The organism is Microbacterium sp. PI-SA-G (assembly GCF_057215335.1).
Window position 1 is genome coordinate 414944 of the sequence record NZ_CM170103.1, and the last position, 25390, is coordinate 440333.

Genomic DNA, 25390 nt, shown 5'->3' on the forward strand with positions numbered 1-25390 from the left:
GCTCACTTCTTCCGCTTCTTGCCGTCGTAGTGCGGGTTCTCCCAGATGACGGAACCGCCCTGACCGAGACCGACGCACATGGCGGTGAGGCCGTATCGGACGTCAGGACGCTCGGCGAACTGCGCCGCGAGCTGGATCATCAGACGCACTCCGGACGCCGCGAGCGGGTGGCCGAGGGCGATCGCGCCTCCCCACTGGTTCACGCGGGGGTCGTCGTCGGCGATACCGAAGTGATCGAGCAGGGAGATCACCTGGATGGCGAACGCCTCGTTCAACTCGAACAGTCCGATGTCGTCGATCGTGAGACCGGCCTTCTTCAAAGCCTTCTCGGTCGACGGAATCGGGCCGATGCCCATGATCTCGGGCTGTACGCCCGCGAAGGCGAACGAGACCATGCGCATCTTCGGTGCCAGCCCCAGCTCCTTCACCGCGCCGCCGCCGGCGAGCAGCGACATCGTCGCGCCGTCGGTGAGCGGGGACGAAGTGCCGGCGGTCACGCGGCCGTGCGGACGGAACGGCGTCTTCAGTGCGGCGAGGTCGTCCATCGTCGTCTGCGGGCGGCGACCCTCATCCTCCGTGGCGAGGCCCCAGGCGCCGTCTGCACCCTTGATCGCGACCGACACCAGGTCGGGCTGGATCTTGCCGGCGTCATAGGCAGCCTGCACCTTGTGCTGGCTGAGCATGCCGAACCGGTCGGAGCGCTCCTTGGTGAGGTGCGGGAAGCGGTCGAAGATGCGCTCAGCGGTGACGCCCATGTTCAGCGCACCGGGGTCGACCATCTTCTCCGCGACGAATCGCGGGTTCGGGTCGGCGTTGTCGCCGATCGGGTGATGGCCCATGTGCTCGACGCCGCCGGCGAGGGCGAGGTCATACATGCCGACGCCGATCGACGCTCCCATGGTGGTGACGCTGGTCATCGCGCCGGCGCACATGCGCTCCACCGCCAGGCCCGGCACGGTCTGGGGAAGACCGGCGAGGATCGCCACGGAGCGTCCGAGCGTGAGCCCCTGGTCGCCGGTCTGGCTCGTCGCGGCGATCGCGACGTCGTCGATGCGGTCGGCCGGGACGGCCGCGTTCCGCTCCATCAGGCCGATGGTCGCCTTGACAGCGAGGTCATCTGCGCGGGTGTTCCAGTACATGCCCTTTTCGCCGGCGCGCCCGAAGGGGGTGCGCACTCCATCGACGAAGAAGACGTCCGAGATCTCGGCCACTCTGCCTCCAAGTTTGTGCGGTCGTCCCAGTCTAGGAACGCGCCAAAATCGAGAGGAATCGGTTGGATCGAACCTACGAAGCGTCTGCGGGCGGCTCGTCGGGCAGTTGACTGGCTTCTACAAAAGCGTCCGCGATCTTCTGTGCAGTGTGTGCAACCTGCCACGGGCGCGCGCCGAGTTCTGTGAGGGCGTCGCCGATCGCTTCCGCCGTCTGCAGAGACAGATCCCAGGCGACGCGGCGAAGGAAATCCGGAGTCAGCAAGTTCTCGGTCGGCATGGACAGCTCCTCGGCGACAGTCTCGACGACCGGGCGAGCAGCCTTGAGTCGTGCGTCCGCCTCGGGATTGCGATCGGCCCAGGCCCGGGGCGGCGGCAGCGCGTCGCTCGGCACCCGCTCACGCGGAAGCTCCTCGGTGGCGCGTCCGTCGACGAACGCCTGCCACCAGCGATCCAACTGTGTGCGGCTCGCCCGGCCCTGGAACTCCTTGATGCCCGCGAGGGCCTGCTTGCTCTGCGGATTTCCCAGCAGAGCCGCCATGAGCGAGCGATCGGGGACGAGTCGTCCGGGTGAGACGTCCTGCTCCTGTGCGTACGCCTCGCGCGCCTGCCAGAGAGCGCGGGCGACCGCGAGGTTGCGGGCTCCGCGTACCTGGTGCAGGCCGCTCAGACGCCGCCAGGGGTCGTCTCGCGGCGGCTTCGGCGCGCGCGACAGGGTGGCGGCGAACTCCTCCGCGGCGATGTCGGTCTTCCCCTGCTCTGAGAGTTCCGCCACCAGGGCGTCACGCACGTCGACGAGGTGGAGCACATCGAGTGCGGCGTACTCCAGCCATGATGCGGGAAGCGGTCGGGTCGACCAGTCAGCAGCCGAGTGTTCCTTCTTGAGCGTGATCCCCAGCGTGTGCTCGACGACCGCCGCAAGGCCCACGCGCTCGTGGCCGAGCAGGCGCGATGCCAGCTCGGTGTCGAAGATCGTGGGGGGCTCGAGCCCGAGCTCCCGCAGGGACGGGAGATCCTGGCTGGCCGCGTGCAGAACCCACTCGACCGATCCGATCGCGTCCTGCAACGCCGTGAAGTCACCGATCGCGGGAGGATCGAAGAGGAAGACACCGGCATCGCGGCGGAACACCTGCACGAGGTAGGCGCGTTGCGAGTAGCGGAACCCGGATGCCCGCTCGACATCCACGGCGACGGGACCGGTTCCCGAGGCGAGGACGGTGCAGGCGGCGAGGAATTCCTCGGCGTCCGAGATCACAGAGTATTCAGTCACGTACAGCCTTTCGCGCGCCGATCACGGCGATGCCCTCGGAACCCGGCGGAAGTCCCGCCAGCATTCCGACCAGCTCGGCCCATGCTTCGACGTGCGGTCGGAACGGGCCGTCCGGTGTCCAGGACGCCCGCAATTCTATCTGGGCCCCGTCTCCTTCGATCGCGAGCCCCCCGAACCCCTTGGACAGGGTCTTGGTCGACGTGCCCGAGGGGGAGTGGTAGATCGCCTCACGAGAGTCGAGCGCATCGACGAGCCATGACCACGTCACGTCCGCGAGGAGGGGGTCGGTTCCGATCTCGGTCTCGAGCGGCGCCTGCGCGAAGATGATGATGCGCCAGGCACCGCCCCAGGCGGCCGGTGCGTCGGGGTCGTGCAGCAGCACGAAGCGACCGGTCCCGTACACCGACTCCCCGTGCTCGTCCGGTCGGACGTCGGCGGCCAGGGCCAGCGCGAACGGCGCGAGCCCCTGAGGGGTCGCGATCTCGTGAACGACGATGTCGCCGCGGAAGGCGGTTTCACGCAGTTCAGCGGCGGCGCTGTCGAAGAGCGACCCTGCTTCGGGGTGTGCGGTCACGGCAACAGGCTAGAGTCAGGAGGCGATGAAGAGTCTCAGGCACGCCGTTGCACTCCTTGTCCCCGCGCTGTTCGCACTCGGGGGAGCGCTGGCGTTCATCGTCCTCCGGGTGGCGCGTCGGATCGTGACCCCCGTGCGAGGGTCGACAGACGCGGTGATCCTCGCCGTTGACACCGGGGCGCAGACGATCGAGCTGGGCCGCACGCTCGACACCGAACTGCCCGGACGCTACGGCCTCTTCACGACCGGAACCTACGGATACGTCAAGCTCGGGGCGGTCCTGAGCGCCGACGCCACCAGCGTGCGCCGCAAGCTTCTGACGCAGATCGAGCCCGGCGCGCGGGTGGACCGTGACGCGCGGTTCAGCGGTTGGTACTACTCGTCACCGTCTGAGCTGCACCTGCCCTGGCAGAACATTCTGATCGGGTCGTCTGCGGGGCCGTGTCCGGCGTGGCACTTTCCGACGGAGTCCTCGACCTGGGTCGTCCAGGTGCACGGGCGCGGTGCGGTACGAGCGGAGTGCCTGCGCGCGGTCCCGGTGCTGCAGGCGGCCGGACTGTCGTCGCTCGTGGTGTCGTACCGCAACGACGGCGAGGCACCGCGCAGCCGTGGCGGCGCGTACGCGCTGGGCGCCGCAGAGTGGCGGGATGTGGATGCGGCGATCTCGTACGCGTTGCGGCACGGCGCCGAACGCGTGCTCCTGATGGGGTGGTCGATGGGAGGCGCCGTGGCGCTGCAGACCGCGGTGAACTCGGCGCATCGCGACCGAATCGCCGGGCTGATCCTCGAATCGCCCGTGATCGACTGGCGCACGGTCCTGCGGTTCCAGGCCCGAAAAGCCGGGATGCACGCCCCGCTGCCCGACCTGGCCATGGGTGCCCTGTCGATGCCGGTCACCGCGCGCATGAGTGGCGCGGAAGACGCCATCCACTTCGACCGACTCGACATGGTCGCCCGCGCGCAGGAACTGGCGGTCCCCATCCTGATCCTGCACAGCGAGGACGACGGCTTCGTACCGGCCGACGCCTCGCATGCGCTGGCGGCGGCTCGTCCGGATCTCGTCACGATGCCGCGCTTCACCGTGGCACGGCACACCAAGCTCTGGAACTACGACCAGTCCGGGTGGAGCGACGCGATCACCGAATGGTTGCGCGCCACCGGGTTCAGCGCTTCTGCCTGACCTGCTTCTTCGCCCGCATCAGCATTCCCGTCATTCCACCGATACGCAGCGGTGAGACCGCCTTGGTGAGTCCGATCGACTGCGGATAGTCGTCGGGGATGGCGAGGACCTCATCGGGCGAGAGTCCGGAGATCCCCTGAGCCAGGATGCTGGCGAAACCGCGCGTGGTCGGAGCCTCGGGCGGGGCCGTGGCGTGCATGGTGACGACGTCGTCGACGACCTCGACGTAGATGTACACCGGTGACTGGCATTCGGCGACGCGCTCGCACATCTCGGGATGATCGGCGACCTCGTCGGACACCGGAGGCAGCTCGTCCGCGAACTCCAGCAGGAGCAGCAGACGATCAGCCTCCGGCGTCTCGAGGAACGCGTCTCGGATCTCGGCGAGGGTGTCTGGGACGTCCGTGGTGCTCATCCCAGAATTCTCACACGATCAGACCGTGCCGGGCTCGGATCCGGTCACGATGGGCACGCGCACGGCGCTGCCCCACTCGGTCCAGGATCCGTCGTAGTTGCGCACGTTCTCGAACCCGAGCAGATGACGCAGCACGAACCAGGTGTGGCTGGAACGCTCACCGATGCGGCAGTACGCCACCACATTGTCGCCGTCCTTCAGGCCAGCACCGTCGCGGTAGATCGCGTCGAGTTCGGCACGGCTCCGGAACCCGCCGTCCTCGGCGACCGCCTTCGCCCACGGCACGCTCTGCGCGGTGGGGATGTGTCCGGCGCGCAGCGTGCCCTCTTCGGGGTAGGCGGGCGCGGTGGTGCGCTCTCCGCTGTACTCCTCAGGCGAGCGCACGTCGATCAGCGGGCGGCCGATGTGCGTGAGCACGTCTTCTTTGTACGCGCGGATGACGGAGTCGTCGCGCTCGACCACCGGGTAGTCGGTCGCCGGACGGGTCGTCGCCTCGCGCGTGATCTCGCGTCCCTCGGCGATCCAGCGGTCACGACCGCCGTCGAGCAGCCGGACGTCCTCGTGGCCGAAGAGCGAGAACACCCAGAGCGCGTAGGCGGCCCACCAGTTGTTCTTGTCGCCGTAGATCACGACCGTGTCATCTCGAGAGATGCCCTTGCGGCTGAGCAGTTCGGCGAAGCCCTCGCCGTCGACGTAGTCGCGCACGACCGGGTCGTTCAGCTCTGTGTGCCAGTCGACCTTCACCGCTCCCGGGATGTGGCCCGTCTCGTACAGCAGCACGTCTTCATCGGACTCCACCACCACGAGACCGGGGGTGTCGAGGTGCTCGGCGAGCCACTCGGTGGTCACCAGGCGTCCGGGTTCGGAGTACTCGGCGAACTTGGGTGAAGACGAATCGAACTCGATGGCCACAGGGATCTCCTCCAGGGGTGAGCGGACGATGGTGCGGTGCGGACGGCGTAATGTGGAGCCGTCCCTTCGACGATAGATCGCCGCCGAGCTGCCTGCACCGGATTCGTAAGACTTCGACACAGGTCCGCACCCGATTCAGGACTGTGATGACCGAGACGCCTTCCCGCACGGGCATCGTGCACCTGACCGCGCGTCAGCCCACCGTGACCGGAGCGGAGATGCTCGCGAGTCTGGTGCCGCCGCCGCAGTTCGGCTCCGCCACGTTCGACACCTACCGGGCAGACCCCGAGTATCCGTCGCAGGAGGAGACCAAGGAGACGCTGATGCGCTTCGCCGGTCGCAGCGCGCAGGTCAAGCGGGGCGGACTGTTCAGTCGTTCGAAGAAAGAGCCCGAGATGAAGCCCGGGGTGTACCTGGACGGTGGCTTCGGCGTCGGCAAGACGCACCTTCTGGCTTCGATCTATCACGCGATGCCCGCTCGTCGGAAGTACTTCGGGTCGTTCATCGAGTACACGGCGCTCGTCGGGGCGCTCGGATACAAGAACACGGTCGATCTGCTCAAGGGCGCCGATCTGCTCTGCATCGACGAGTTCGAGCTCGACGATCCGGGCGACACCATGGTCATGACGCGCCTGATCGGTGAGCTCGTTCCCACCGGCACCCGGTTGGCTGCCACGTCGAACACGCCTCCGAACGCGCTGGGCGAGGGGCGGTTCGCCGCGCAGGACTTCCTGCGCGAGATCCACGCGATGTCCGACCGGTTCCAGACGCTGCGCATCGACGGAGTCGACTTCCGTCAGCGCGCCCTCGACGGCCATGCGGTCGTGCTCGACGACGCGCAGTACGAGAAGTCCATCGCCGCGGCGTCAGGGCAGGGGGCCGTATCGGACGACGCGTTCGGCGACCTGATCCGCCACCTGGCGCAGGTGCATCCGTCACGCTACATCCGGCTCATCGACGAGATCGATCGCGTCGGGCTGCGTGACGTGCACCAGCTGGTCGACCAGTCCGAGGCTCTGCGCCTCGTCGCCTTCGTCGACCGCGTGTACGACGCACAGATTCCGGTGAGTGCGACCGGGACGCCGCTCGACTCCGTCTTCTCGGACGAGATGCTCGCCGGTGGATACCGCAAGAAGTACCTGCGCGCCATCTCCCGACTCAACGCATTGACACATTCTGCGCAAGCCTGAAGACGTGTGTAACGGGATGTTCACACCCAGCGGCATCCTGTAACACCGGGGAAACAAACCTCACGCATCCGCGAAACGGCGCGTCGTCACACTGAAGCTCTCAATTACTTCGGATGTGAGGTTTTCCTATGGATGCTCCCGGCAACATCTCGTGGGCGATCACCGCGACAGCGCTGGTCCTGCTCATGACGCCCGGCGTCGCCTTCTTCTATGGCGGTCTCGTCAAGGCGAAGAGCGTCGTCAGCATGATGATGATGAGCTTCGGCTCGATCGGTCTCGTCGCCGTGCTGTGGATTCTGTTCGGCTTCTCGATGAGTGCCGTCGACAGCCCGACCGCTTTCGCCGGCAACCCGTTCGCCGACATCGGCCTCTCGAGCCTCGCCTCGGGTGAGGGCTCGAACGTCGCTCTTCTCGGTGTCGCCTACGGCGCGACCTTCGCGATCATCACGGTCGCCCTGATCTCGGGCGCCATCGCTGACCGCGCGAAGTTCGGCAGCTGGCTGATCTTCGCCGGCATCTTCGCCACGGTCGGCTACTTCCCGGTCGCCGCGTGGGTCTGGGGCGGCGGTTGGATCATGAACCTCGGCACGACTCTGTTCGGCGAGGACAGTGGCATCGGCGTCATCGACTACGCCGGTGGCACCGCGGTGCACATCAACGCGGGTGCGGCGGCTCTGGCCCTCGCTCTGGTCCTCGGCAAGCGCATCGGCTTCCAGAAGGGCATCCTCAAGCCGCACAACGTGCCGCTGACGCTGCTGGGCGCCGCACTGCTGTGGTTCGGCTGGTTCGGCTTCAACGCCGGCGCTGAGTGGCTGGCGGAGGACATGGGCGGCGTCGGACTGATCGGTCTGAACACGCTGGGCGCCACCGCAGCCGCGATCCTCGGCTGGATCCTGATCGAGAAGATCAAGGACGGCAAGCCCACCTCGGTCGGCGCCGCCTCCGGTGCGGTGGCGGGTCTCGTCGCCATCACCCCGGCGTGCGCGAACCTCACCCCGGGCTGGGCGCTGCTGCTGGGCCTGCTGGCCGGTGTGGTCTGCGCTCTCGCGATCGAGCTGAAGTTCCGTCTCGGATTCGACGACTCGCTCGACGTGGTCGGCATCCACCTGGTCGGCGGACTCCTCGGTACCGTCTACCTCGGCTTCTTCGCTTCCGAGACCGGCCTGTTCGTGGGCGGCGACGCTCGCCAGCTGGCCGTCCAGGTGATCGCCGCGCTCGGGGTCCTGATCTACTCGTTCGTCGTCGCCTTCATCATCGGCTTCGCGATCGAGAAGACGATCGGCTTCCGCGTCACCAACGAGGACGAGATCGCCGGTGTCGACCTGGTCGTGCACGGTGAAGAGGGTTACGCTCTCGCGAACTCCTGAACGGCCGTTAGGGTGACCGGGTGAGCAAATCCCGTGGCATCCTCGCAACACTCGCAGGCATCCTTCGCTCCGCGCTGGGAGCAGATCGGGCGTCTCGGACCACTTCTGGTCCGAGACGCCCGACTGCGCGTCTGCGCACGTCCGCGGAATCCGGCACCACCGCGGTGCTCGTTCCAGCGGCCTCGGGGGAGGCCACGGTGCGCGTCGACCCCGATCACCTCAGCGCGGTACACATCGGATACGCACCGGACCGCGACGGGGCGCCCGACGCGGGCGAGATCATCTGGACGTGGGTGCCGTACGAGGAGAACGACGGACGCGGCAAAGATCGTCCTGTCCTGGTGATCGGTCGGGCGTCAGCGGACCGTGTCTATGCGGTGCGGCTGACCAGCAAGCCCCACGACGGTGACCGTGACTACCTGACGATCGGCGCAGGCGCCTGGGATGCGCAGGGCCGCGAGTCCTGGGTGGACATCGAGCAGCTGTACAGCGTGCACGAGCGCGGACTGCGCCGAGAGGCGGCGGTGCTGGACCGCCGCCGATACGACCGCGTGAGCGCCGCTCTCAGGCAGCGCTACGGCTGGGCTGCTGCGGGCTGAGCGTCGGGAACGCCTGCAGGACCATCTCGACCAGTTCGGCGAGCGGCCGCGTCAGGGGATCGGTGGCAGGCAGACCCGTCTCGAGCTCGATCTCGTCGATCGCCTCCGCAAGCTGCGTCGGCGTCAAGTTCTCGTGATTCACGGTCACGCCGATCACGCGGGTGTCGGCGAAAGCCTCGATCAGTGCGATCTCGCTCTCGATCGTGGGCATCGCGACCATCGGGAAGTCGCCCAGCATGACGCGACCCGGCGCGTGCTGCACGATGACGCCCGCGGGCTGGCTTCCGCGCAGGATGTGCGCCGAGGTGATGTAAGCGGGGTGGCTGAGGGCGCCCTGGCCCTCGACGATGATGATGTCAGGGTTTTCGCCCTCGAACGCGGCGACGACCTGATTCTCGACCTCGCCCGAGCAGAACTGGGGCACGAGGGCGTCGAGCGCCACACCGTACTTGCCGCCCTGGATGATCGTCGTCTGACCGGTGCCCACCATGACGGCATGGATGCCGCGCTCGTTGAGCGCCGCGACCAGGAGAGTCGAGGTGGTGCGTTTGCCGATCGCGCCGTCGGTGCCGAGCACGGCGATCCGCGGGCAGGTCACGTCGAAGATGCGGCCCGAGAAGAGGTGCAGGTCCTTCTTGTCCTTCGGGCGACGGACGTCCGTGATCGTGACCCCGGCGAGCAGGCTCGCGGCGACGAACTCGGCGTCGTCGGTGAGGAACTCGTGCAGACCGTTGATGATGTGCATGCCACGAGTGATGCCGTCGAGCAGCACGGTGCGCTGGGCATCGGAGAGCAGACCGTCGGCCGGAGCGACACCGCAGATCAGGTAGTCGGGAACACGGCCCGCGTGGGCGATCGCCGTCGCGAGCCCGCCGAGGATCGGAATGCCCTTGTCCACGCCGTCGAGCACCATGCCGGCGTCCGCGCCCGCGTGCGTGCTGTCGATGACACTGAGGATGTCGTACTTCTCGGAATGGCGGACGAGACCGTTGGCGGTCTTGCCGTCCTGCTCCCCGAACTGACCTTCGCAGTAGATCACGGCGGTCGAACCGGTCGGCAGAGCGATCGGCGCGGCCCACGTGTGATCGGCGGGGTCGCTGACAGGGGAAAAGGACGGGCTGGGCATGACGCTCCTCGGGCTCACACAGAGGAGGCGACGGAGAACGAAATGGCCATGGGCCCGTTGGTCGACAAGAAGTCTTCCCTGATGTCGACAAGATGCCGACCGCCTCACCGTAGCAGGGCGCCCCGAGACCCAGCCGCGAGTCGTCCGCGGAGGCGTGCGTGCAATCCGATCCGGGGGATGCGCCGAATGAGCTGTGAGTCGCGCATCGAGCGACACCACAACCAGGAGGAATCATGCGCTTCATCCCCACCAAGGTCCACGGCATTCTCGACTATCTCGTCGGCATCGCTCTCATCGCGGCACCCTGGCTGTTCGGCTTCGCGGCGGTGGGTGGACCCGCCGTCATCATCCCGATCGTGCTCGGCGTCGGCCTGATCGTCTACAGCCTGTTCACGAAGTACGAATGGGGCCCGTTCGGTTTCATCCCGATGCCGGTTCACCTGGTGTTCGACATCGTCGCGAGCCTGTTTCTCGCGCTGTCCCCCTGGATCTTCGGATTCTCGGGCGAGGCGCTCAACGTCTGGCTCCCGCATGTGGTCGTCGGTGTGACGGTCATCATCGTCGTGCTGTTCTCGAAGCCGCAGCCGGAGAGCACCCCGCGCCGCGCTCGCGCCTGATCCAGTGACTCGAAGCGCCCCCTCCGCGAGGAGGGGGCGCTTCGTCGTTGTCGCACGATCCCGCTACCGCTCCGACCAGAGAGTCTCGAGCGGCACGTCGCGTCCCAGGATCCGCTGCGCCGCGCGGTGTCCGGACAGCATCGCGGCGGTGGTCGTCGCCGGGTCATCGGTCCAGGTCGCCTCACCGGCGATGTGCAGCACCCCGTCGCCGATCGGTAATGCGAGATCGTCGTGATCCGCGGTCGTCGCCCCGAGCGTCATGTAGGCGTAGGACCCGCGCGCGAAGGGATCGTCCTGCCAGGTGGTGCGATGGAGCTGCGTGGGCGTAGGCAGGGATTCCCCGTAGAGCCGGCGGAGCGCCGAGAGCACCGAGTCGAGCACCTGCTCGTTGTCCCAGTCGCGGGTCTCCCGGGCAGCTGGTCCCGCCGCGAACGTGAGGAGCGTGGGCTCGCCGTGCAGTTCGGTCAGGTCGTACCAGGAATGCCACCAGCGGGCTTGCGGTCCCTGCTGGCGGATCGCGTAGACGCCTGCATCCCAGAATCGTGTGGGGAAGCGCAGGAAGATCTTCTCGAAGGCGTTCATCTCGAGGCGGCTCAGCGCGTCGGCGTTCGCAGCAGGGAGCGGCGGCTCGATCGCGATGGCCCCCGCTTTCAACACGCCGACCGGCACCGTGAGCACTGCCGCATCTGCACCGAAGTGGCCCTGCGACGTGCGCACTCGGACCCCGCGAGACCATTCCACGCCGGAGACGACGTGTTCGAGGCGGATATCGAGGCCGGTCGCGAGCCCCTCAGGCAGACGGTCGTATCCGTCGGGGAACACGACCTCGTCGCCGTCGATGGAGTCGTCGTCGAGCCCATGCGCGGCAAGGTCTTCGATCCACGCGCCATACTGCTCCTCGGCGCGATGCTCGAGATACTCGCGCACCCGCTGCACACGATCCGCATCCCACGGCTGTCGGGCCAGCGCCGCCTCGGTCGCCTCGCGATACGAGGCGTCAGGCGCGGAGTCTGCGATCGTGCCGATGAGCGCCGCGTCGACGGAATGCACGTCTGCAGCGAAAGCGTGCGCGTCGTCGTCGGAGAGCCGCCTTCCGTCGGGGCCGTAGTAGGCGATCGGCCGGCTGTCGACCTGGTACCCGCCGACGCTGAATTCCCTCGTCGGCATGCCGAAGGCTTCCGCCGCTGCGGCGACAGGGCTGTTCGTGATGCCGTGAACCCAGGAGGCACCGAGATCGGTCACGCCGACTGTGCGATCCGTGATGACCCGTCCGCCGATGCGGTCCCTCGCCTCCAGCACGAGGACCGAACGACCCGCTCGGCGAAGCAGCTGCGCCGTGCTGAGACCGGCGACGCCGGCGCCGATCACGATCGCGTCGAAGTGCTCCATGGTGATTCCCTTCGCGGCTGCGACATCGCCGCCTCGACTCCGACGATAGCCAGAGAGTGAAGGCGCGGGGTAGCGGTCACCCGCGCAGCGCTTCGCTCAGCCAGCGGGCGTAGAGCTGCCACGGATCACCCACCGCCCGCAACGCGTCGATGTGCGCCCGGAGCTCACCGGTCAGCGTGAACCACTCGCCGCCTTCTCGCACGTTCGCGAACTCGCGATGACGGCTCTGCTCGAGAGAGCGGTCGCCGGCCTCGAACGCGAGCAGCTCGTGATGGCGGATTCTGCGCAGCCGCTGCCGCGGCTGCCGGCTGGTGCCGATCTTCACCCGCCGGTCATAGCGCAAGTAGTAGACCACGTCGACGCGGGGGAGAGGCAGATCCGCATCGGGGACGTCTCCGTACCTCCACCCGCACGCGGAGCACAGCCACGCCTCGCCGATCCTCGTGCCCTGCATCCCTCCACAGAGGTGGCAGGGTCCGGGAAGCGCAGCCTTGGTCGACACGTAGTGAGATTACGTCGGGGTGCCGACACTCGACAGCCGGATGCCTCCGCACCGCCGGACGTGGCATCCTGGCAGTCGACGGACGCACCGGCGCACTGCCGCCCCTCCGCGATCCTCGGCTGACTGGAGTCTCGATGAAACTCGCTCGACGCGCCCGCGAGGCGGAGCCGTTCCACGCGATGGCGATCGGTGAACGCGCCGCGGCGCTGACCGCCCAGGGGCACCACGTCGTGCGGCTTTCGATCGGTGAACCGGACTTCGGTGCGCCACCGGCCGTGAGAGACGCCATGATCGCGGCGATGGACGGTCGACCGCTCCCGTACACGGCCGTGCTCGGACTCCCGGCCCTGCGTGAGGCGATCGCCGGCTTCTATCGGGACAAGCACCACGTGGAGGTCGACCCGGGCCGCATCCTGATCACCTCGGGGGCCTCTGCCGCGCTCCTGGTGGTCACGGCAGCGACGACCGAGGAAGGCGACGAGGTGATCATCGCCGACCCCTCGTACCCGTGCAACCGGGAACTGGTGAGAAGCTTCGGCGGGACGCTGGTGACCGTGCCGGCGGTGCCCGAGAACCGCTACCAGCTCGACGCCGCCTCCGTGAGTGCGGCATGGAGCGACCGCACCACGGCGGTGATGATCGCGAGTCCGGCGAACCCGACCGGAGCGTCGATCCCGTTCGCGGAGCTCGCCGCGATCTGCGAGCTCGCGCACGAGCGGGGAGCTTGGCGCATCGTGGACGAGATCTACCTCGACTTGGCCGACCACGCGGCCGACGGCACACCTGCGGCGACCGTGCTGACGACCGACCCCGATGCCATCGTGATCGGCAGCTTCTCGAAGTACTTCGGCATGACAGGGTGGCGCCTCGGGTGGGCGATCCTGCCCGCTGAGCTCGTCTCGCCGGTCGAACGTCTCGCCGTGAACTACTTCCTCTCCAGCTCGGCCCCTGCGCAACAGGCTGCGGTGGCGGCGTTCTTGCCGGAGTCGCTGAAGATCTGCGAGGAGCGTCGACTCGAGCTGGCTGCGCGACGCCGCATCGTGCTCGAGGGTCTGGCCGAACTGGGGCTCGAGGTGCCGGTGGTGCCGGACGGCGCGTTCTACGTGTACTTCGACGTCAGCTCGACCGGGCTCGACGCGTGGAGCTTCTGCGCACGGCTTCTGGAGTCCGCTCACGTCGCGCTCACCCCGGGTCGCGACTTCGCGACGGCCACCGCGCACACCCACGTGCGTCTGTCGTATGCCGCGTCTCGCGACGAGCTGGCCGAGGGCCTGCGGCGGATCGGTGCGTTCTTGAAGACCCTCTCGGATTCGGACTCCACGACGAGCGGCGATGTCAAGAGCCACCGGTAATGGACGGAGCCGCTTCATGATGACCTGGAAGCCCGTGGGAGAGGTCCCCGATGGGCGTCTGACGGCGTGGATCCACCCGAGTATCCCGCTGGTGATCGCCTTCGATGAGGCAGAGAGCCCGCCCATCGACGGAACGCGCGTCGCGCGGATGATGCAGAGCCTCAACGCGCACGGAGAGCTGCGCATCGAGACCGGGCCGTAGACGTTCGTGAGGTGGGCGATACCGGACTCGAACCGATGACCTCTTCCGTGTGAAGGAAGCGCGCTACCAACTGCGCCAATCGCCCTAAGCCCTGAGGCTCGACAACCGATACTACCGGACGAGAAGGCCCGCTTTGACCAGTCCAGAAGACACGCGCGAGATTCCGTTCCGGTTTGGACACCGGCAGATCTTCGGCTAATGTTTCATGAGTGCCCGGGACACCGGGAACGAAATGCGGATGTAGCGCAGTTGGTAGCGCACAACCTTGCCAAGGTTGGGGTCGCGAGTTCGAGTCTCGTCATCCGCTCGAGTGCAGAGGGTCTTCTCCGGAAGGCTCACGGCACGTGGGGTCAATCCACACGGTGGCGTGGCCGAGCGGCTAGGCACCGGCCTGCAAAGCCGTTTACACGGGTTCGAATCCCGTCGCCACCTCGTCGCATACAACTGAAAAGCCTGAACAGGCGCGATTGGCGCAGCGGTAGCGCGCTTCCCTGACACGGAAGAGGTCACTGGTTCGATCCCAGTATCGCGCACACTGAACCCCCGGTTTTCCGGGGGTTTTTTCGTATCCGGGGAGCCTGGGCATAATCGAGGCGTGCGAAACCCCGAGCCCAAGCGTCCTGTCAGCTCGATTGAGCTGCTCTTCGACCCGGTGACAGAGGCGGCTGTCCGCGCCGAGTGGGACGCGCTCGCATCGCACGGGATGTCGAGCCTCGCGCCTCATACATCGGCGAGCAACCGCCCCCACCTGACGCTCCTCGTGCGCAACGATCTGCCCGCATTCGATTCGCAGACTCTCGCGGGGCTCTCATCGTTCCCGGTCATACTCAGCGCTCCCTTGCTCTTCGGCACCGGAGAGCGCCGCGTGCTCGCCCGGAGTGTCACGCCGACGACCGAGCTGCTCAGTGTCCACGCTGCTGTGCACGCCGCTGCCGGATACGGGGACGACGCCCCGCACACCACCCCAGGGGAGTGGAGCCCCCATGTCACCCTCGCCCGCCGACTGCGTAACTCCGATCTCACCGCAGCTCTGGATCACATCGGCGGCGAGATCCATGGTCACGTGGTGAGCTTGAGACGCTGGGATGCCGCCACTGCAACCACCAGCACCATCACAACCTTCTCGTAGCGCCGCGAGCTAACGGATCTTCTCGTAGTCCTTACCGTTGTCGACCCAGCGGGTGTGAGCGCGCAGCCCGTGGAAGACGCCTTGACGGATCACGAGGTACATCAGGAGCAGGCCGACCACAGTCGCCAGGATGCCGACCGCGATGTTGACCACGAGTAGTAGGCCGAGTTGGGATTCGAGGTTCACAGTCCGACCATAGTGACCCGCATGCCTGGCGCGCGTGCGACGCTTCTGCCCAGGTCCGTCTCGCGGGGGATGTACCTGCTCCCATCCCTCCGTAGTGTTCTGAAGATGACCGGACCAGACAAGAGTTCCCATCAGAAGACAGGTCTCGGCGTAGCAATCGGGATGGCTATCGGCCTTCCGATCGGCGCAGGGGCCGGGTTGTTACTGTTCGACAACGTCGGCATCGGTGCCGGTCTTGGTCTCGCGTTGGGCCTTGCGCTGGGAGCGGCTTTCGGATCTTCGGGACAGGACGAGAAGTCCGAATGACAGGCACCGCAACGCATCGTGCCGTTCTCTCGGGGCGGGGATCGTAACCTCAGCCCTTGATGTCGCGTGGATCGTGGCCGTGGGAATCCCGCTCTCCGATCCGGCCGTTCAGGTTGTGGACGATGTGCTCGACGCCGCGCTGCTTCGCCGCATCCCGGCCGGCCATGACGGCGTCCGCACGTGTGGTGTGCTTGCCGCCGAGAGTCCCGGATTCACCCTCGACGCGGTTGTGCCAGAAGCCGTCCTCGTGAAACGTCTCGATGTCGCCTTTCGGCATGGGTTCCCTCCTTCGGAATAGGTGGATCCCGTTGTACTGCGACCGGTGTTCGGGCGAGAGCCCCTTGCGCCGGAGTGCCACGAAGCTCTAGCTTCTCCTAGGCTGGAGCGATGCTGTATGCCCTGATCCGTCCCGCCGAGGCCCGCACCCAGACCGTTGAGGGTACCGAGCTTCCGGAGCTTCGCGCTGAACTCATCGCTCAGGCCACCGACGGCTGGGACATGGTCTCCGCGCATGTCGAGATGAAGCCCGGAGGAATCCGCATCGTCGAAGGCAAGTATGAGCGTCGAGACGAGCCGCTCGAGATCGAGGCGCCCGACCTGGCTGCCCTCGAGGCGAAGGTTCCCGACGGATGGCGGATGCTCTCCGTCCGCTCCGCGTGAGAGAGAACGGCAGCCTGTCGCGCGACCGGTAAGCGGCTAACGGCTGCCCGGTCCGGGCGCAACCCCCTGCGCGGCAGGGCGGAAACGGGCGTACTGTCGCGCCATGAGCGAGACACGAGCGGAGACGAGGGCACGGGTCGAGATCGATGGACACGCGTTCCTCGTGGACCGCGACCGTGACCTCGTGGAGCTGATGCAGCAGATCGAGTCGGCTGCGCGGTCCCAGCCCACGTTCGTGCACCTGCACGGCGGCGAGGGGTCAGTGAGCGTTCTCGTGACCCCGCGCTCCAAGATCGTGATCACGGTCGATCACGGACGCCGCGCCGTGCTCGGCGAGGAGTCGCCGTTGGTTCCCGCGAGCGACTGGGAACTCTGACCCCGTCGCAGCTACTTGCGACGCACCGCCGAGCGCACGCGCCGCACCGCCCGGCCGATGGCATCTTTCCACGCGCCGGACGATCGCGCGCGTTTCAGCGAGATCCTTCCGTCATCACCGACCTCGACGGTGCAGGTGCGGCCCGCGAGCAGGGGGAACGGCCCACGTTGGCGAGCACGGCGCGGTCTGCGGTCAGAGGCACGTCGAAGGTCCAGCCGGCACGGCGTACGCGCACGCTCAACGCGGCCTCCAGCGCGGTGTCCTGTGCGCGGAAGACGCGCAGCGGGTCTACCGGAATCTTCACAGACGTCTTCCGCACGGCCCGGCGGCTGGCGATATGACGCAGTTCTGTCGAGCGGTCGTCGCTGACCGTCACCTCGACCTGGTCGCCGCGCGTGTCGCGTGTCGCGTCGAACGTCGGCGCAGGAAGATCATTGAGCCAGCGGGGCGCCCGCCAGACGGTGCGCTTCGGAGCGGATTCCGAGGGCTCGAGGACGAGCGCCGGTTCTCCGCCGTGCGTGATGGCGACCCGCACGCCGAGGAGCAGGCCGCCCCCTCGCGTCCAGGCGGCGGAGGTCACCTCGGCGCGACACTCCAGGTCGTGCTCGAACTGCGCGAACTGCAGGAGGTCCGACCGCCGGTCGGCGCGGAGCAGGGCAGCGCGGATGCGGTTCGGGAAGGCGAGACCCGCATCGACCCCGGGCCCGAATCGGCGCTCTGCAAGCGGACCCACGACGTCGATGAACCGCTGCCGGTAGTCATCGGGGTACCGCACCATCTGACGACCGGAGAGCCGCTTGAGGATCTTCCCGCGGAACCAGTGGCGCAAGAGCCGATCGCGGAGCTTGCCGGGCTCGGTGTTCGCCTCGACGAGATCGAGCACCGCCTCGAGATGCGGGAAGTAGGTCTCCGGCTCGATGCGTGACGAGCTCGCGCTGCCGGGGTGCTTGATCCAGGCGTAACAGGGCTCACTGGCGAGCACGGAGATCGTGGTCGCCTTGAAGTACGCCTCCATGACGAACAGGTGGTCCTCGAGCCGGACGCGCCCGTTCGGGAAGTGGATGTCGTTGTCGCGCAGGAACGCGGTACGGAACATCTTGTGCGGGGTGAGCAGCTCGAGGATCGGGTCCTCGCCCAGTCGCGCGTCAGGGATGTCTCGGCTGAAGATGCGCCGGGGAAGCGGCCGCCCGATTCCGACCTCCTTGCCGACGATCACGTCGGAGGAATGGCGGTCAGCGTAGTCGCAGAGCTTCTGCAATGCGCCGGGGAAGAGGCGGTCGTCCTGGTCGACGAACTGCACGTACGTGCCCTGCGCCTCGGCGATGCCGTGGTTGCGCGGCGTACCTGGCCACCCGGAATGGGGGAGCCACAGCACGCGCACGTACGGGCGCGTGCGCTCGAGGGTCTCGAGGCGCCCGCGCGTGGCCTCGTCGGATCCGTCGTCACAGAGCAGGACCTCGAAGTTGCCGGATGCCATCGTCTGCTCGTCGAACGAACGGATCAGGTCGTCGAACGACGGACCGGGATTGAACACGGGGACGATGACACTCACACGAACTGGCACTGATTTCCATTCACTCGGACGACCTTTCCAGCATGGCACTTCCACTGCCGTCAGACCTGGGGGTTGCGTCTGGGAGCTCCGTACAGTTCGTCGCCAGTGCCTGCGCGTCATCGCTGAGGCACACAGGTATCGGCTCGCGCAAGGGGCATCCGTTTTCCTCGGGAGGGTCATATTCTTCCCTGGTGATCAATCCCAGCCCTCGTACCTCCGACGTCCTCTGGGCGTGCGTCGAGGCAGGTTTCCATGTCGGCAGTCGCGGCGGCGACTTCCTCGGTTACGTCGATCGGCAGGCGAACGGCGAGTACATCGCGTTCGACGCCCGCTCGCAGTCGCTCGGGAGCTTTCCGACCCTCGACGAGGCGACAGTCGCAGTGTCTCGTACCAGTCTCGTCGGGGCCGACGATGACAGTACCGATGCCGGTATGACGGGAATCGTCCACCGATGACAGATGAGAATCCTGCGCTGACGTCCCTCGTGTACACCAGCACGGCCAGCGCCCCCTTCCGTGAGAGTGCTCTCTCGCATCTTCTCGGGGAGTGCCGGGCACTCAACGGCGATCGCGACGTCACGGGCATGCTTCTCTATCGCAATGAGCGGTTCATCCAGATCCTCGAAGGGCCGAGGGAGACGGTGCGCGCGCTCGTGGAGCGAATCGCTCGCGATCCGCGGCACCGAGACATGCGCATCCTCTTGGACGAGCCGATCGGTGCTCGGCGCTTTGCCGAGTGGACCATGGGATACCGCTCTCTGAACGATCACCTCGACGACGCCCCGGCAGGCTTCCGCGACTCCTTCGCCGACCTCGACGACGGTGTTGAAGGCTCGGACGCGATACGAGCTCTCAGCGAGCTCACCCTCTGGTTCCGCGTGCGCTCGGGCGACCTGGCGACCGCAAGCCACGGCTGACAGAGAAGACCCGGTGATCGTCGCGAGACGTCGCCGGACCTTCTGCAGTCAGACCCGTCAGCCGCCGGAGGGGTTGTCGACCGGCATCCCGTTCTCATCGGTCGTGTGCTCGGTCGTCTTCTCGTCGGCCTGCTCCGGCGAACCACCCGAGGCCGTGTCGGCCTCCGTGTCGGCTCCAGGCCTGCCCTGCGTGTTCTGCGGATCGCTCATGGTGTCTCCTGTCTGTCGTTACGGCGACCGTAACGCGTCTCGACGCGTCGCATGAGGGGCTTGACGATCGTCGCGATGCGCGACTCTACGCAGAGCGCGCGACGATCTGTCGGTTTCGTCCATTCTGCTTGAGTATTCGGCGTGCGCGGGTGTGGAGATGCGACAACGATTGTGCACAGACATCCGACGATCCAGAGAATGGATTTATTCAGTCGGGGGACTGAATACCTCCCAACGACGGGCTAGGCGAATCATCGCCGTCTGAAGGGAGACGGCACGGCCATATGGGGTATATGTCCAGGTGAACAACGCCGGCCGTCGCACACCGGGTCCCCCTCATGCCGCGAAGCTGGTATGAGGGGGATCCGCGTGGTCTCGCTCAGCCCTCGACGCGACTGGTGCGCTTCAGCTCGTCGTACGCGGCGAGCGCGGCCTTGCGAGTCGTTCCCAGATCGACGATCGGCTCGCTCGGCGCACCCGCGGCCCACTGGGAGATGTAGAGTCCCCGCGGATCGAACTTCTTGGCCTGCAGCTCCGGATTGAACACGCGGAAGTACGGAGCGGCGTCCGCGCCGGAGCCCGCGACCCACTGCCAATTGAACGCGTTGCTCGCGCCGTCGGCGTCGACAAGCGTGTCCCAGAACCACTCTTCGCCCTGGCGCCAGTCGATCAGGAGATTCTTCACCAGGAACGATGCGGTGACCATGCGCACCCGGTTGTGCATGAACCCGGTGTGCCACAGCTCCCGCATGCCTGCATCGACGAGAGGGACCCCGGTCTCGCCCTTTTGCCACGCTGCCAGGTGCGAACGGGAGAGCTGCGGCCAGGGAAAGGCGTCGTATTCGCTGCGGAGGTTCTTCGTTGCGAGATCGGGAAAGTGGTAGAGCGTGTGCCACGCGAACTCGCGCCACCCGATCTCCGAAAGGAACCCGCCGGCTCCGTCGACGTCTACGGCCTCGTGGTACACGGTGAACGGGCTGAGTTCGCCCCAGCGGAGCCGTGGTGACAGCCCGGAGGTCGCGCCCCCGGACGGCTCGTCGCGGGCGCGATCGTAGTCCGGCAGGTCCTCGTCGAGGAACGACCGCAGGCGGCGCCGAGCGGCGGGCTCACCCGGCTCCCAGGTCTCGCGCAGGCCGGCGGCCCAGTCCGGCCGAGTGGGGAGGAGCTTCCAGTCGTCCAGCTCATCGGAGGCCGGGAGCGGGGTGAGTCCTTCGATCTCCTGTGGTTCGGGCAGGGGAGCGCGGGGCGCCGGCAGCGCGAGACTGGCGCGCCAGAACGGCGTGAAGACTGAGTAGTGGGTGCCACTGCCGGTCGTGACCGTCCAGGGCTCATGCAGCAGCGACGCGGCGAAGGAGGCGACCTCGTGGCCGTCGTCGCGCAGCGACGACTTGAGGGCGGCGTCGACCGCGCGCTCCGGTCCGCCGTAACGGCGATTCCAGAACACCGCCGCGGCACCGGTGTCGGTCACCGCCTCGCGTACGATGCGCTCAGCGGGGCCGCGCCGCAGGATCAGGTTCCCTCCGCGCTCGCGCAGCCGCTCGCCCAGGGACGCGAGGGAGTGATGCAGCCACCACCGTGCGGCGCCGCCCAGGGGACGGATGCCAGGACTCTCCTCATCGAGCACGTACAGCGCGACGATCGGCTCTCCGCGGTCCACGGCGGCCCGCAGCGCGGGGTTGTCGGCGATGCGGAGGTCGTCGCGGAACCACACGAGCGAAGGAGACGTCATCGCACCATTCTCTCGGACGCAGTGAGAAGGCGGGCGAGAGTCATCGGCGGCGACCGCGGCTCGTCGGCTCCTCTTCGGTGGTGCACCACAGCGCCCAAGCGACCAGCAGCGGCTGCAGGAAGAGGCGCCCGAACCGGCGCGCGTCGGTGTCGAGACCCGGTGTGGAGCGCTTCGTCTGCCACTGGTGGATGTTTCCCGGCAGCACGGCGACGAAGAACGCGGCCACGGCCCATCCGATCCTTCGTCGCTCCCGTGGCAGAGCGATCAACCCCGCCGCGAGGGCTACTTCGGCCGCACCGGATGCGAGAACGATGTCGTTCTTGTCGAGTCTGGTTATTCGCACCGCCCAGTCGGGCACCACGACGCGGAAGCCGCGCGTCGACGAGAAATGCATGACACCGATCGCGCCGAGGGCGATCGCGAGGGTCCATCGGCCGAGTGCTCTCATGCCCTCACGCTACGTGATTCCCGGGCGACCGGAGGAGCGCTCCTGCCGTGGGTGCATCAGCCTGCCGAGAGGCGTATGCCCGCCCAGGCGCGGAACATCTCCACGATCTGGCGGACTGTGGGGGATGAAGGTAGTGCTCCCCGGGGAGGGCGATGACGGTTCCGTCGGCGACGCGGGCCGCCTGAAAGCAGCCCGGTCGGGAACGCGGCGTCCATGCCGGGCTGCTCGGGCACGCTCGAGTCGATGCCGACGAAGGCAGTCAGCTCGTCCGGGTAGCGCTCGGCGAACTCGAGAGCGTAGATGCCGGCGATCGAGTGACCCATGAGCGTGTATTTCTCCACACCGAGCTTCTGGAGAGCCTCGTGCACCTCGGAGACGATGTTCTCGGCCGTGCGCTCCCCGCCGTAGGGCTCGATCCGGTCCTGCTCCGCGGCCGTCGCCCTGGCATTCACCACCGTCGTCGTGGCGAGTGCGAGCACCACGACCGCCCCGATCGCCGGTCCCGCCGCCGGGGTGTGGGCGGCGGGACCGGCTTCTGGGGTCAGCTCGCCGGGTACAGGACTCTGAGCGTGTTCGTCTGCACCGCTCCCGAGATCCGTCCCGTGACCTCCGCCTCGACGCGGCCCGCCGGAAGCGATGAGCGCCGTACGGTGAAGTCATGGAACGCGCTCCTCCCTGGACGGATGGCGCGGAGCTTGCGCTTTCCGTAGTCGGTCCGGATCTCCGCGTCGACGGGGACCTCTTCCTGGTTCGTGACCTCGACGGTCAGAACCGTCTTGTCGTCACGGGACGCCGTGGTGACGGCGATCAGCACATGCGGCCGATCCCCGAGAACGATCGTGCCCAGGGGGGTGAGCTCGGCGGCGCCGGCGAATTTCGCGCCGTTCTGTGCTGAGAGCGACACCAGCTTCAGGTAGCGCGCTCGGACCTCCGGGAACTCGACGCGCGCGATGGCGGTCCCGGGGGCGAACGAGCCCTTCGCGACCGCCGAACCCCAGTCCACACCGTCTCGCGAGACGAGGACCTCGTAGTCCTTGATGTTCCCGTTGGCGCCTCCATCCTGACGGGGAAGGTAACCGAGACCGTCGAGCAGATGCTCCGACCCCATGTCGAGTGCGATCCAGTGCGGATGCGGCGGTGCGTCGGTGGACCAGCGCGAATGCCAGATCGATGACGGATTCCCGTCGATCACGTTCGCGGCGAGTCCTCCGCTCGCCGTGTCTTCCGAGCTCACGCCGGCAATGCTCACCCGCGACCGCGGGATGACTCCGTCGGCGAGCACCGAGACAGCCGCCGCGCGCGCGACGGAGCCTTTCCTTCCCGACGATGTGAAGCCGGCAGTCGCCGTGAGCAGTGCGCTCCCGGGTGCGCTTCCGATCGGCGGCTCGACCACCCAGTTCGTCGTGCGGCTCTCACCGTCTTCGAGCTTGCGGAGCTTCGGGTCCGTCGCAGCGGTCACCTGCCAGCCCTCGGGGGCCTCGAGACCCGCCGTCACCTGGCGGAGCACCCCACCGGACTGGTTGGTCACCTCGGTGGTGAGAGTCGTGGACTGTCCGGGCACGAGTTCGGTCGCCGCGGAGGCCAACGTGACCAGTGCAGGTTGGGGGGTGAGCTGTTCGGAGTCGGTCTTCACCTCGAACAGGCGTTCCCCGTCGCGGTTGATCCAGACCGCGGTCATCGTCGCGGGCGTCACCGTGGTGTCCAGTTCCAGCCGCATGAAGACATGCGGTTCGACGGCACTGTGCACGAGAGCGGGGTTCGGGACGTTCAGGCTCGGGATGACGGAGCTGTGCATCGGACTCACGATGAACTGCCAGAGGTCGTATCCGAGGCGCGGACCGTAGTTCAGTGCGCGGGACACGTGGATGTCTCCGCCCAGCACGAACACGCCGTCGATCCGGTTCTCCTGCACGAAGTCGAAGATCATCTCGCGTTCGTGCGCGTACGTGCCCCAGTCGTCGGACTCGCCGTTCATCTTGTCGTCCCAGATCATCCCGGTCGCGATGCACTTGAACGGTGCGCTGCTGGCCAGCAGCTTCTCCTGCAGCCACTCCCACTGCACGCGGCCGATCGCGGTCTGCTTGGCCGAATCGGCCCAGCTCGCCTCCGTGCGGCTGAACCAGCGCGGATCGAGCAGGAACACCTCGAGCGGGCCGCGCCGGAAAGACGTGTAAATACCTTCGCCCTCCGCAGTGCGGTCCCTGAGCGCCTCGCCGACCGTGGTGTGCCCGTACGACGCGTGGGCGCGGTAGTCGACGAACGCCGTGCGGTTGTTGCGCTTGCCCGGCATGTCGCCGTGCACGTCGTTGCCCCCGAAATCGTGGTCGTCCCACGTGCCCCAGATCGGCATGTTGCGCGTGACCTCTCGCACCTGCGGCTGCTGGAGGAAGGCCCGGTGCTTGTCCCGCGCCGTCTGCAGGTTCGTGCTGTCGATGTAGGGCGTGTCACCCAGGAACACGAAGGCTTCGCAGCCCTCTGCGCGGATCGTGTCCCAGATGTGGTTGACCTCGGTCCACACGCATGATCCGAGTCCGATGACGAGCTTGGTGGGAGCGTCGTCCTCGGTCGCCGTCGAGAAACGTCCGGAGATGTCGAGACCCGGGATGCGCTCTCCGTCGGGGCGGATCGAATAGGTGTAAGCCGTCGCCGCCGTCAGGCCGGTGACGTCGAAGAGCACGGTGTGGTCGTTCTCGGGCGACAGCACCGCGCTCACCGTGCGTCGTGTGCCGCCGTCGGTTCCGTACTCCAGCGTCCAGTCCGTGCGATCGTGGAGGTCGACGCCCGGGCGGATGAGGATGCGGGAGTGCTCGGTGCCCGTGTCGCCGACCAGCGGGCCGGCGATCGGCTGCATCGTCGGCGTCACCTCGGGCGCCGTCCCGGCGATGACCTGGCGCACGTAGGTGGCGAAGGCCGTGAAGAACATCTCGCTGTCTGCGAGGGCCGCCGCGGGCTGGATCGTCTGCCCGGCCGCGTTGTAGACCTTGTCGATCGTCAGGCTGGTGAGGATGAAACGACCACGGCCGTGCGCTCCTTCGAGCATCGCCGGAGGTCGCCCGGAGCCCGTGCACGCGAGAAGCACTCGCATGTTGCTCCACCCGAGCAGCGACTCCCAGCTCACGCGGATCTGCGTGGATCGACCGGTGAAGACCTTCCCGTCGACGACGCGGAGATGCGCGACGAGCGGGTGCTCCGCGGCGACCGGGAAGATCGTGTCGTAGTCGGAGTCGTTGCGCGACGCTGTCATCCCCGGGGGGAGATAGGCGACCGTGGCGTTGAACTGGTCGGACTGGGCCATGTCGAGCACCACTCCGCCCGCCGCGACGAAGGCGCGCAGCGACTCGGCTTGGGCTGCGATGAAGGAGCTGTAGGACGGAGCGTTGTTCGTGAATCCGCCGAAGGCGATGACGTCGACCCCCTGGTCGGTGGCAGACTTCGCGGTGTCGAGCGCGGTCACCGAGAAGCCCGATCTCTTCATCAGCTCCGCCAGGCCGGTGCCGCCCGTCCACTGATCGCGATGTTCGAGCACGGCGACGCGCAGGGGCGTGTCGTCGGCGGCCGCCGCGGCCCCGACCCCTGTCTCGGTGAACACTGCGGTCGCGGCGGCGACGGCGGCACCGCCGAGAAAGCCGCGTCGGCTGGTCACGAAGGGGGAGGTGCGCTCGGGAGAGTCCGGCTTCTTCTTCATGTTGTTCTCCTGGGGGAGTCTGCGATGGCACGGGCCCTACACGCCTGGCGGTGTCTGACCGGAGCGGGGAAGTCGAGGGGGTGCGCATTCAGTGGTTGTGACCCCGAGCGTAGGTACCTAAGGCGAAGATCGTGCGGGAGTTATCATGACAACTTCGCGACAACTTGGTGAACGGCAGTCGAGCGTTCCGGTGCGGGGAGGAGTCCGAACCGCCCGGGCGGAACGAGTAACCTGGACACCGACCAAGATGGAGAGTTTCTGTGCCTGAAAACGCCCGGCCGAATGAC

At 67.3% G+C, this 25390-nt stretch carries 29 protein-coding genes and 4 tRNA genes; 16 read left to right on the forward strand and 17 right to left on the reverse strand.

From position 1 onward, the window contains the following. Positions 1-2 precede the first annotated feature (2 nt). The 3 genes from AC2D10_RS02120 to AC2D10_RS02130 all read right to left on the reverse strand — a co-directional run bounded on the left by AC2D10_RS02120 (position 3) and on the right by AC2D10_RS02130 (position 3052). Positions 3-1211 carry a thiolase family protein gene (locus AC2D10_RS02120; protein WP_484710174.1) on the reverse strand — a complete coding sequence of 403 codons (1209 nt, stop codon included), beginning with the start codon at positions 1209-1211 and terminating at the stop codon, positions 3-5. 73 nt (positions 1212-1284) lie between these two features. Further along, positions 1285-2478 carry a ribonuclease D gene (locus AC2D10_RS02125; protein ID WP_484710175.1) on the reverse strand — a complete coding sequence of 398 codons (1194 nt, stop codon included), beginning with the start codon at positions 2476-2478 and terminating at the stop codon, positions 1285-1287. Beyond that, positions 2471-3052, reverse strand: coding sequence for a DUF3000 family protein (locus tag AC2D10_RS02130; RefSeq protein ID WP_484710177.1), 582 nt, complete (start codon positions 3050-3052; stop codon positions 2471-2473). Before AC2D10_RS02130 ends, AC2D10_RS02125 begins: the two co-directional genes overlap by 8 nt. A 25-nt stretch (positions 3053-3077) precedes the next feature. On the opposite strand from AC2D10_RS02130, the gene AC2D10_RS02135 reads away from it, so the two are divergent. After that, entirely contained in the window at positions 3078-4232 is a 1155-nt protein-coding gene (locus AC2D10_RS02135) for an alpha/beta hydrolase (protein WP_484710179.1), read from the forward strand. On the opposite strand, the gene AC2D10_RS02140 is transcribed toward AC2D10_RS02135, so the two are convergent. Both AC2D10_RS02140 and AC2D10_RS02145 read right to left on the reverse strand, forming a co-directional pair. After that, positions 4216-4647 carry a SufE family protein gene (locus tag AC2D10_RS02140; protein ID WP_484710180.1) on the reverse strand — a complete coding sequence of 144 codons (432 nt, stop codon included), beginning with the start codon at positions 4645-4647 and terminating at the stop codon, positions 4216-4218. The genes AC2D10_RS02135 and AC2D10_RS02140 overlap by 17 nt on opposite strands. Before the next feature lie 18 nt (positions 4648-4665). Continuing rightward, positions 4666-5559, reverse strand: a complete 894-nt coding sequence (locus tag AC2D10_RS02145; RefSeq protein ID WP_484710182.1) for a sulfurtransferase — start codon at positions 5557-5559, stop codon at positions 4666-4668. Between the two features lie 146 nt (positions 5560-5705). On the opposite strand from AC2D10_RS02145, the gene zapE reads away from it, so the two are divergent. From zapE to AC2D10_RS02160, 3 genes are all read left to right on the forward strand, one after another. After that, positions 5706-6749, forward strand: a complete 1044-nt coding sequence (gene zapE / locus AC2D10_RS02150) for a cell division protein ZapE (RefSeq protein ID WP_484710183.1) — start codon at positions 5706-5708, stop codon at positions 6747-6749. Positions 6750-6877: 128 nt separating this feature from the next. After that, complete coding sequence (locus AC2D10_RS02155) at positions 6878-8116, forward strand: ammonium transporter (RefSeq protein WP_484710184.1); 1239 nt, start codon at positions 6878-6880, stop codon at positions 8114-8116. A gap of 20 nt (positions 8117-8136) precedes the next feature. Next, entirely contained in the window at positions 8137-8715 is a 579-nt protein-coding gene (locus tag AC2D10_RS02160; RefSeq protein ID WP_484710186.1) for a type II toxin-antitoxin system PemK/MazF family toxin, read from the forward strand. Here the strand turns inward: AC2D10_RS02160 and AC2D10_RS02165 are convergent. Next, the gene (locus tag AC2D10_RS02165) at positions 8681-9841 is read right to left on the reverse strand and encodes an N-acetyltransferase DgcN family protein (RefSeq protein ID WP_484710187.1); all 1161 of its coding nucleotides are present in this window, start codon (positions 9839-9841) and stop codon (positions 8681-8683) included. The genes AC2D10_RS02160 and AC2D10_RS02165 overlap by 35 nt on opposite strands. Before the next feature lie 233 nt (positions 9842-10074). On the opposite strand from AC2D10_RS02165, the gene AC2D10_RS02170 reads away from it, so the two are divergent. Then, a complete protein-coding gene (locus tag AC2D10_RS02170) occupies positions 10075-10458 on the forward strand; it encodes an SPW repeat domain-containing protein (protein ID WP_484710188.1) in 384 nt (127 codons plus the stop codon). Between the two features lie 63 nt (positions 10459-10521). Here AC2D10_RS02170 and AC2D10_RS02175 read toward each other — a convergent pair whose 3' ends face one another. Further along, positions 10522-11847 carry a flavin monoamine oxidase family protein gene (locus AC2D10_RS02175; protein WP_484710190.1) on the reverse strand — a complete coding sequence of 442 codons (1326 nt, stop codon included), beginning with the start codon at positions 11845-11847 and terminating at the stop codon, positions 10522-10524. A gap of 76 nt (positions 11848-11923) precedes the next feature. Continuing rightward, positions 11924-12349, reverse strand: coding sequence for a GIY-YIG nuclease family protein (locus AC2D10_RS02180; protein WP_484710191.1), 426 nt, complete (start codon positions 12347-12349; stop codon positions 11924-11926). 134 nt (positions 12350-12483) lie between these two features. Between AC2D10_RS02180 and AC2D10_RS02185 the strand changes: the two genes are divergently transcribed. Beyond that, positions 12484-13701 (forward strand): aminotransferase class I/II-fold pyridoxal phosphate-dependent enzyme, encoded by a 1218-nt coding sequence (locus AC2D10_RS02185; RefSeq protein WP_484710192.1) that lies wholly within the window; start codon positions 12484-12486, stop codon positions 13699-13701. A gap of 16 nt (positions 13702-13717) precedes the next feature. Next, complete coding sequence (locus tag AC2D10_RS02190) at positions 13718-13903, forward strand: DUF7882 family protein (RefSeq protein WP_484710193.1); 186 nt, start codon at positions 13718-13720, stop codon at positions 13901-13903. A gap of 12 nt (positions 13904-13915) precedes the next feature. Here AC2D10_RS02190 and AC2D10_RS02195 read toward each other — a convergent pair. Continuing rightward, positions 13916-13988: transfer RNA gene (locus AC2D10_RS02195), tRNA-Val, on the reverse strand. Between the two features lie 149 nt (positions 13989-14137). On the opposite strand from AC2D10_RS02195, the gene AC2D10_RS02200 reads away from it, so the two are divergent. From AC2D10_RS02200 to AC2D10_RS02215, 4 genes are all read left to right on the forward strand, one after another. Continuing rightward, positions 14138-14210 (forward strand) — tRNA-Gly (locus tag AC2D10_RS02200). Between the two features lie 54 nt (positions 14211-14264). Beyond that, positions 14265-14335 (forward strand) — tRNA-Cys (locus tag AC2D10_RS02205). Between the two features lie 29 nt (positions 14336-14364). Then, positions 14365-14436 (forward strand) — tRNA-Val (locus AC2D10_RS02210). Positions 14437-14498: 62 nt separating this feature from the next. Beyond that, on the forward strand, positions 14499-15032 hold the full coding sequence (locus tag AC2D10_RS02215; protein WP_484710195.1) for a 2'-5' RNA ligase family protein: 534 nt from the start codon (positions 14499-14501) through the stop codon (positions 15030-15032). Between the two features lie 9 nt (positions 15033-15041). On the opposite strand, the gene AC2D10_RS02220 is transcribed toward AC2D10_RS02215, so the two are convergent. After that, a complete protein-coding gene (locus AC2D10_RS02220; RefSeq protein ID WP_484710196.1) occupies positions 15042-15218 on the reverse strand; it encodes a hypothetical protein in 177 nt (58 codons plus the stop codon). Positions 15219-15323: 105 nt separating this feature from the next. Here AC2D10_RS02220 and AC2D10_RS02225 point away from each other — a divergent pair, with 105 nt between their 5' ends. Then, positions 15324-15524 carry a glycine zipper domain-containing protein gene (locus AC2D10_RS02225; RefSeq protein ID WP_484710197.1) on the forward strand — a complete coding sequence of 67 codons (201 nt, stop codon included), beginning with the start codon at positions 15324-15326 and terminating at the stop codon, positions 15522-15524. A 49-nt stretch (positions 15525-15573) separates the two neighbouring features. Here the strand turns inward: AC2D10_RS02225 and AC2D10_RS02230 are convergent, their stop codons facing one another. Further along, a complete protein-coding gene (locus tag AC2D10_RS02230) occupies positions 15574-15801 on the reverse strand; it encodes a DUF2188 domain-containing protein (RefSeq protein ID WP_484710199.1) in 228 nt (75 codons plus the stop codon). A gap of 110 nt (positions 15802-15911) precedes the next feature. Here AC2D10_RS02230 and AC2D10_RS02235 point away from each other — a divergent pair, with 110 nt between their 5' ends. Then, positions 15912-16184: a hypothetical protein gene (locus AC2D10_RS02235; protein ID WP_484710200.1), complete on the forward strand. Its 273-nt coding sequence runs from the start codon at positions 15912-15914 to the stop codon at positions 16182-16184. 103 nt (positions 16185-16287) lie between these two features. Continuing rightward, positions 16288-16560 carry a hypothetical protein gene (locus AC2D10_RS02240; protein WP_484710202.1) on the forward strand — a complete coding sequence of 91 codons (273 nt, stop codon included), beginning with the start codon at positions 16288-16290 and terminating at the stop codon, positions 16558-16560. A 94-nt stretch (positions 16561-16654) separates the two neighbouring features. Here AC2D10_RS02240 and AC2D10_RS02245 read toward each other — a convergent pair whose 3' ends face one another. Beyond that, on the reverse strand, positions 16655-18112 hold the full coding sequence (locus AC2D10_RS02245; RefSeq protein WP_484710203.1) for a glycosyltransferase family 2 protein: 1458 nt from the start codon (positions 18110-18112) through the stop codon (positions 16655-16657). Positions 18113-18306: 194 nt separating this feature from the next. On the opposite strand from AC2D10_RS02245, the gene AC2D10_RS02250 reads away from it, so the two are divergent. Both AC2D10_RS02250 and AC2D10_RS02255 read left to right on the forward strand, forming a co-directional pair. Further along, positions 18307-18570 (forward strand): hypothetical protein, encoded by a 264-nt coding sequence (locus AC2D10_RS02250; protein WP_484710204.1) that lies wholly within the window; start codon positions 18307-18309, stop codon positions 18568-18570. Beyond that, positions 18567-19031 carry a BLUF domain-containing protein gene (locus tag AC2D10_RS02255; RefSeq protein WP_484710205.1) on the forward strand — a complete coding sequence of 155 codons (465 nt, stop codon included), beginning with the start codon at positions 18567-18569 and terminating at the stop codon, positions 19029-19031. The genes AC2D10_RS02250 and AC2D10_RS02255 overlap by 4 nt, the downstream gene beginning before the upstream one ends. Positions 19032-19088: 57 nt before the next feature. Here the strand turns inward: AC2D10_RS02255 and AC2D10_RS02260 are convergent, their stop codons facing one another. The 5 genes from AC2D10_RS02260 to AC2D10_RS02280 all read right to left on the reverse strand — a co-directional run bounded on the left by AC2D10_RS02260 (position 19089) and on the right by AC2D10_RS02280 (position 25103). Beyond that, positions 19089-19241: a hypothetical protein gene (locus AC2D10_RS02260; RefSeq protein WP_484710206.1), complete on the reverse strand. Its 153-nt coding sequence runs from the start codon at positions 19239-19241 to the stop codon at positions 19089-19091. A 379-nt stretch (positions 19242-19620) separates the two neighbouring features. Further along, positions 19621-20970 (reverse strand): cryptochrome/photolyase family protein, encoded by a 1350-nt coding sequence (locus AC2D10_RS02265; RefSeq protein ID WP_484710207.1) that lies wholly within the window; start codon positions 20968-20970, stop codon positions 19621-19623. 40 nt (positions 20971-21010) lie between these two features. Next, positions 21011-21418, reverse strand: coding sequence for a DoxX family protein (locus AC2D10_RS02270; protein WP_484710209.1), 408 nt, complete (start codon positions 21416-21418; stop codon positions 21011-21013). Positions 21419-21474: 56 nt separating this feature from the next. Next, complete coding sequence (locus AC2D10_RS02275; protein ID WP_484710210.1) at positions 21475-21900, reverse strand: alpha/beta fold hydrolase; 426 nt, start codon at positions 21898-21900, stop codon at positions 21475-21477. Between the two features lie 59 nt (positions 21901-21959). Beyond that, positions 21960-25103 carry an alkaline phosphatase D family protein gene (locus AC2D10_RS02280; RefSeq protein ID WP_484710211.1) on the reverse strand — a complete coding sequence of 1048 codons (3144 nt, stop codon included), beginning with the start codon at positions 25101-25103 and terminating at the stop codon, positions 21960-21962. Positions 25104-25390 lie beyond the last annotated feature (287 nt).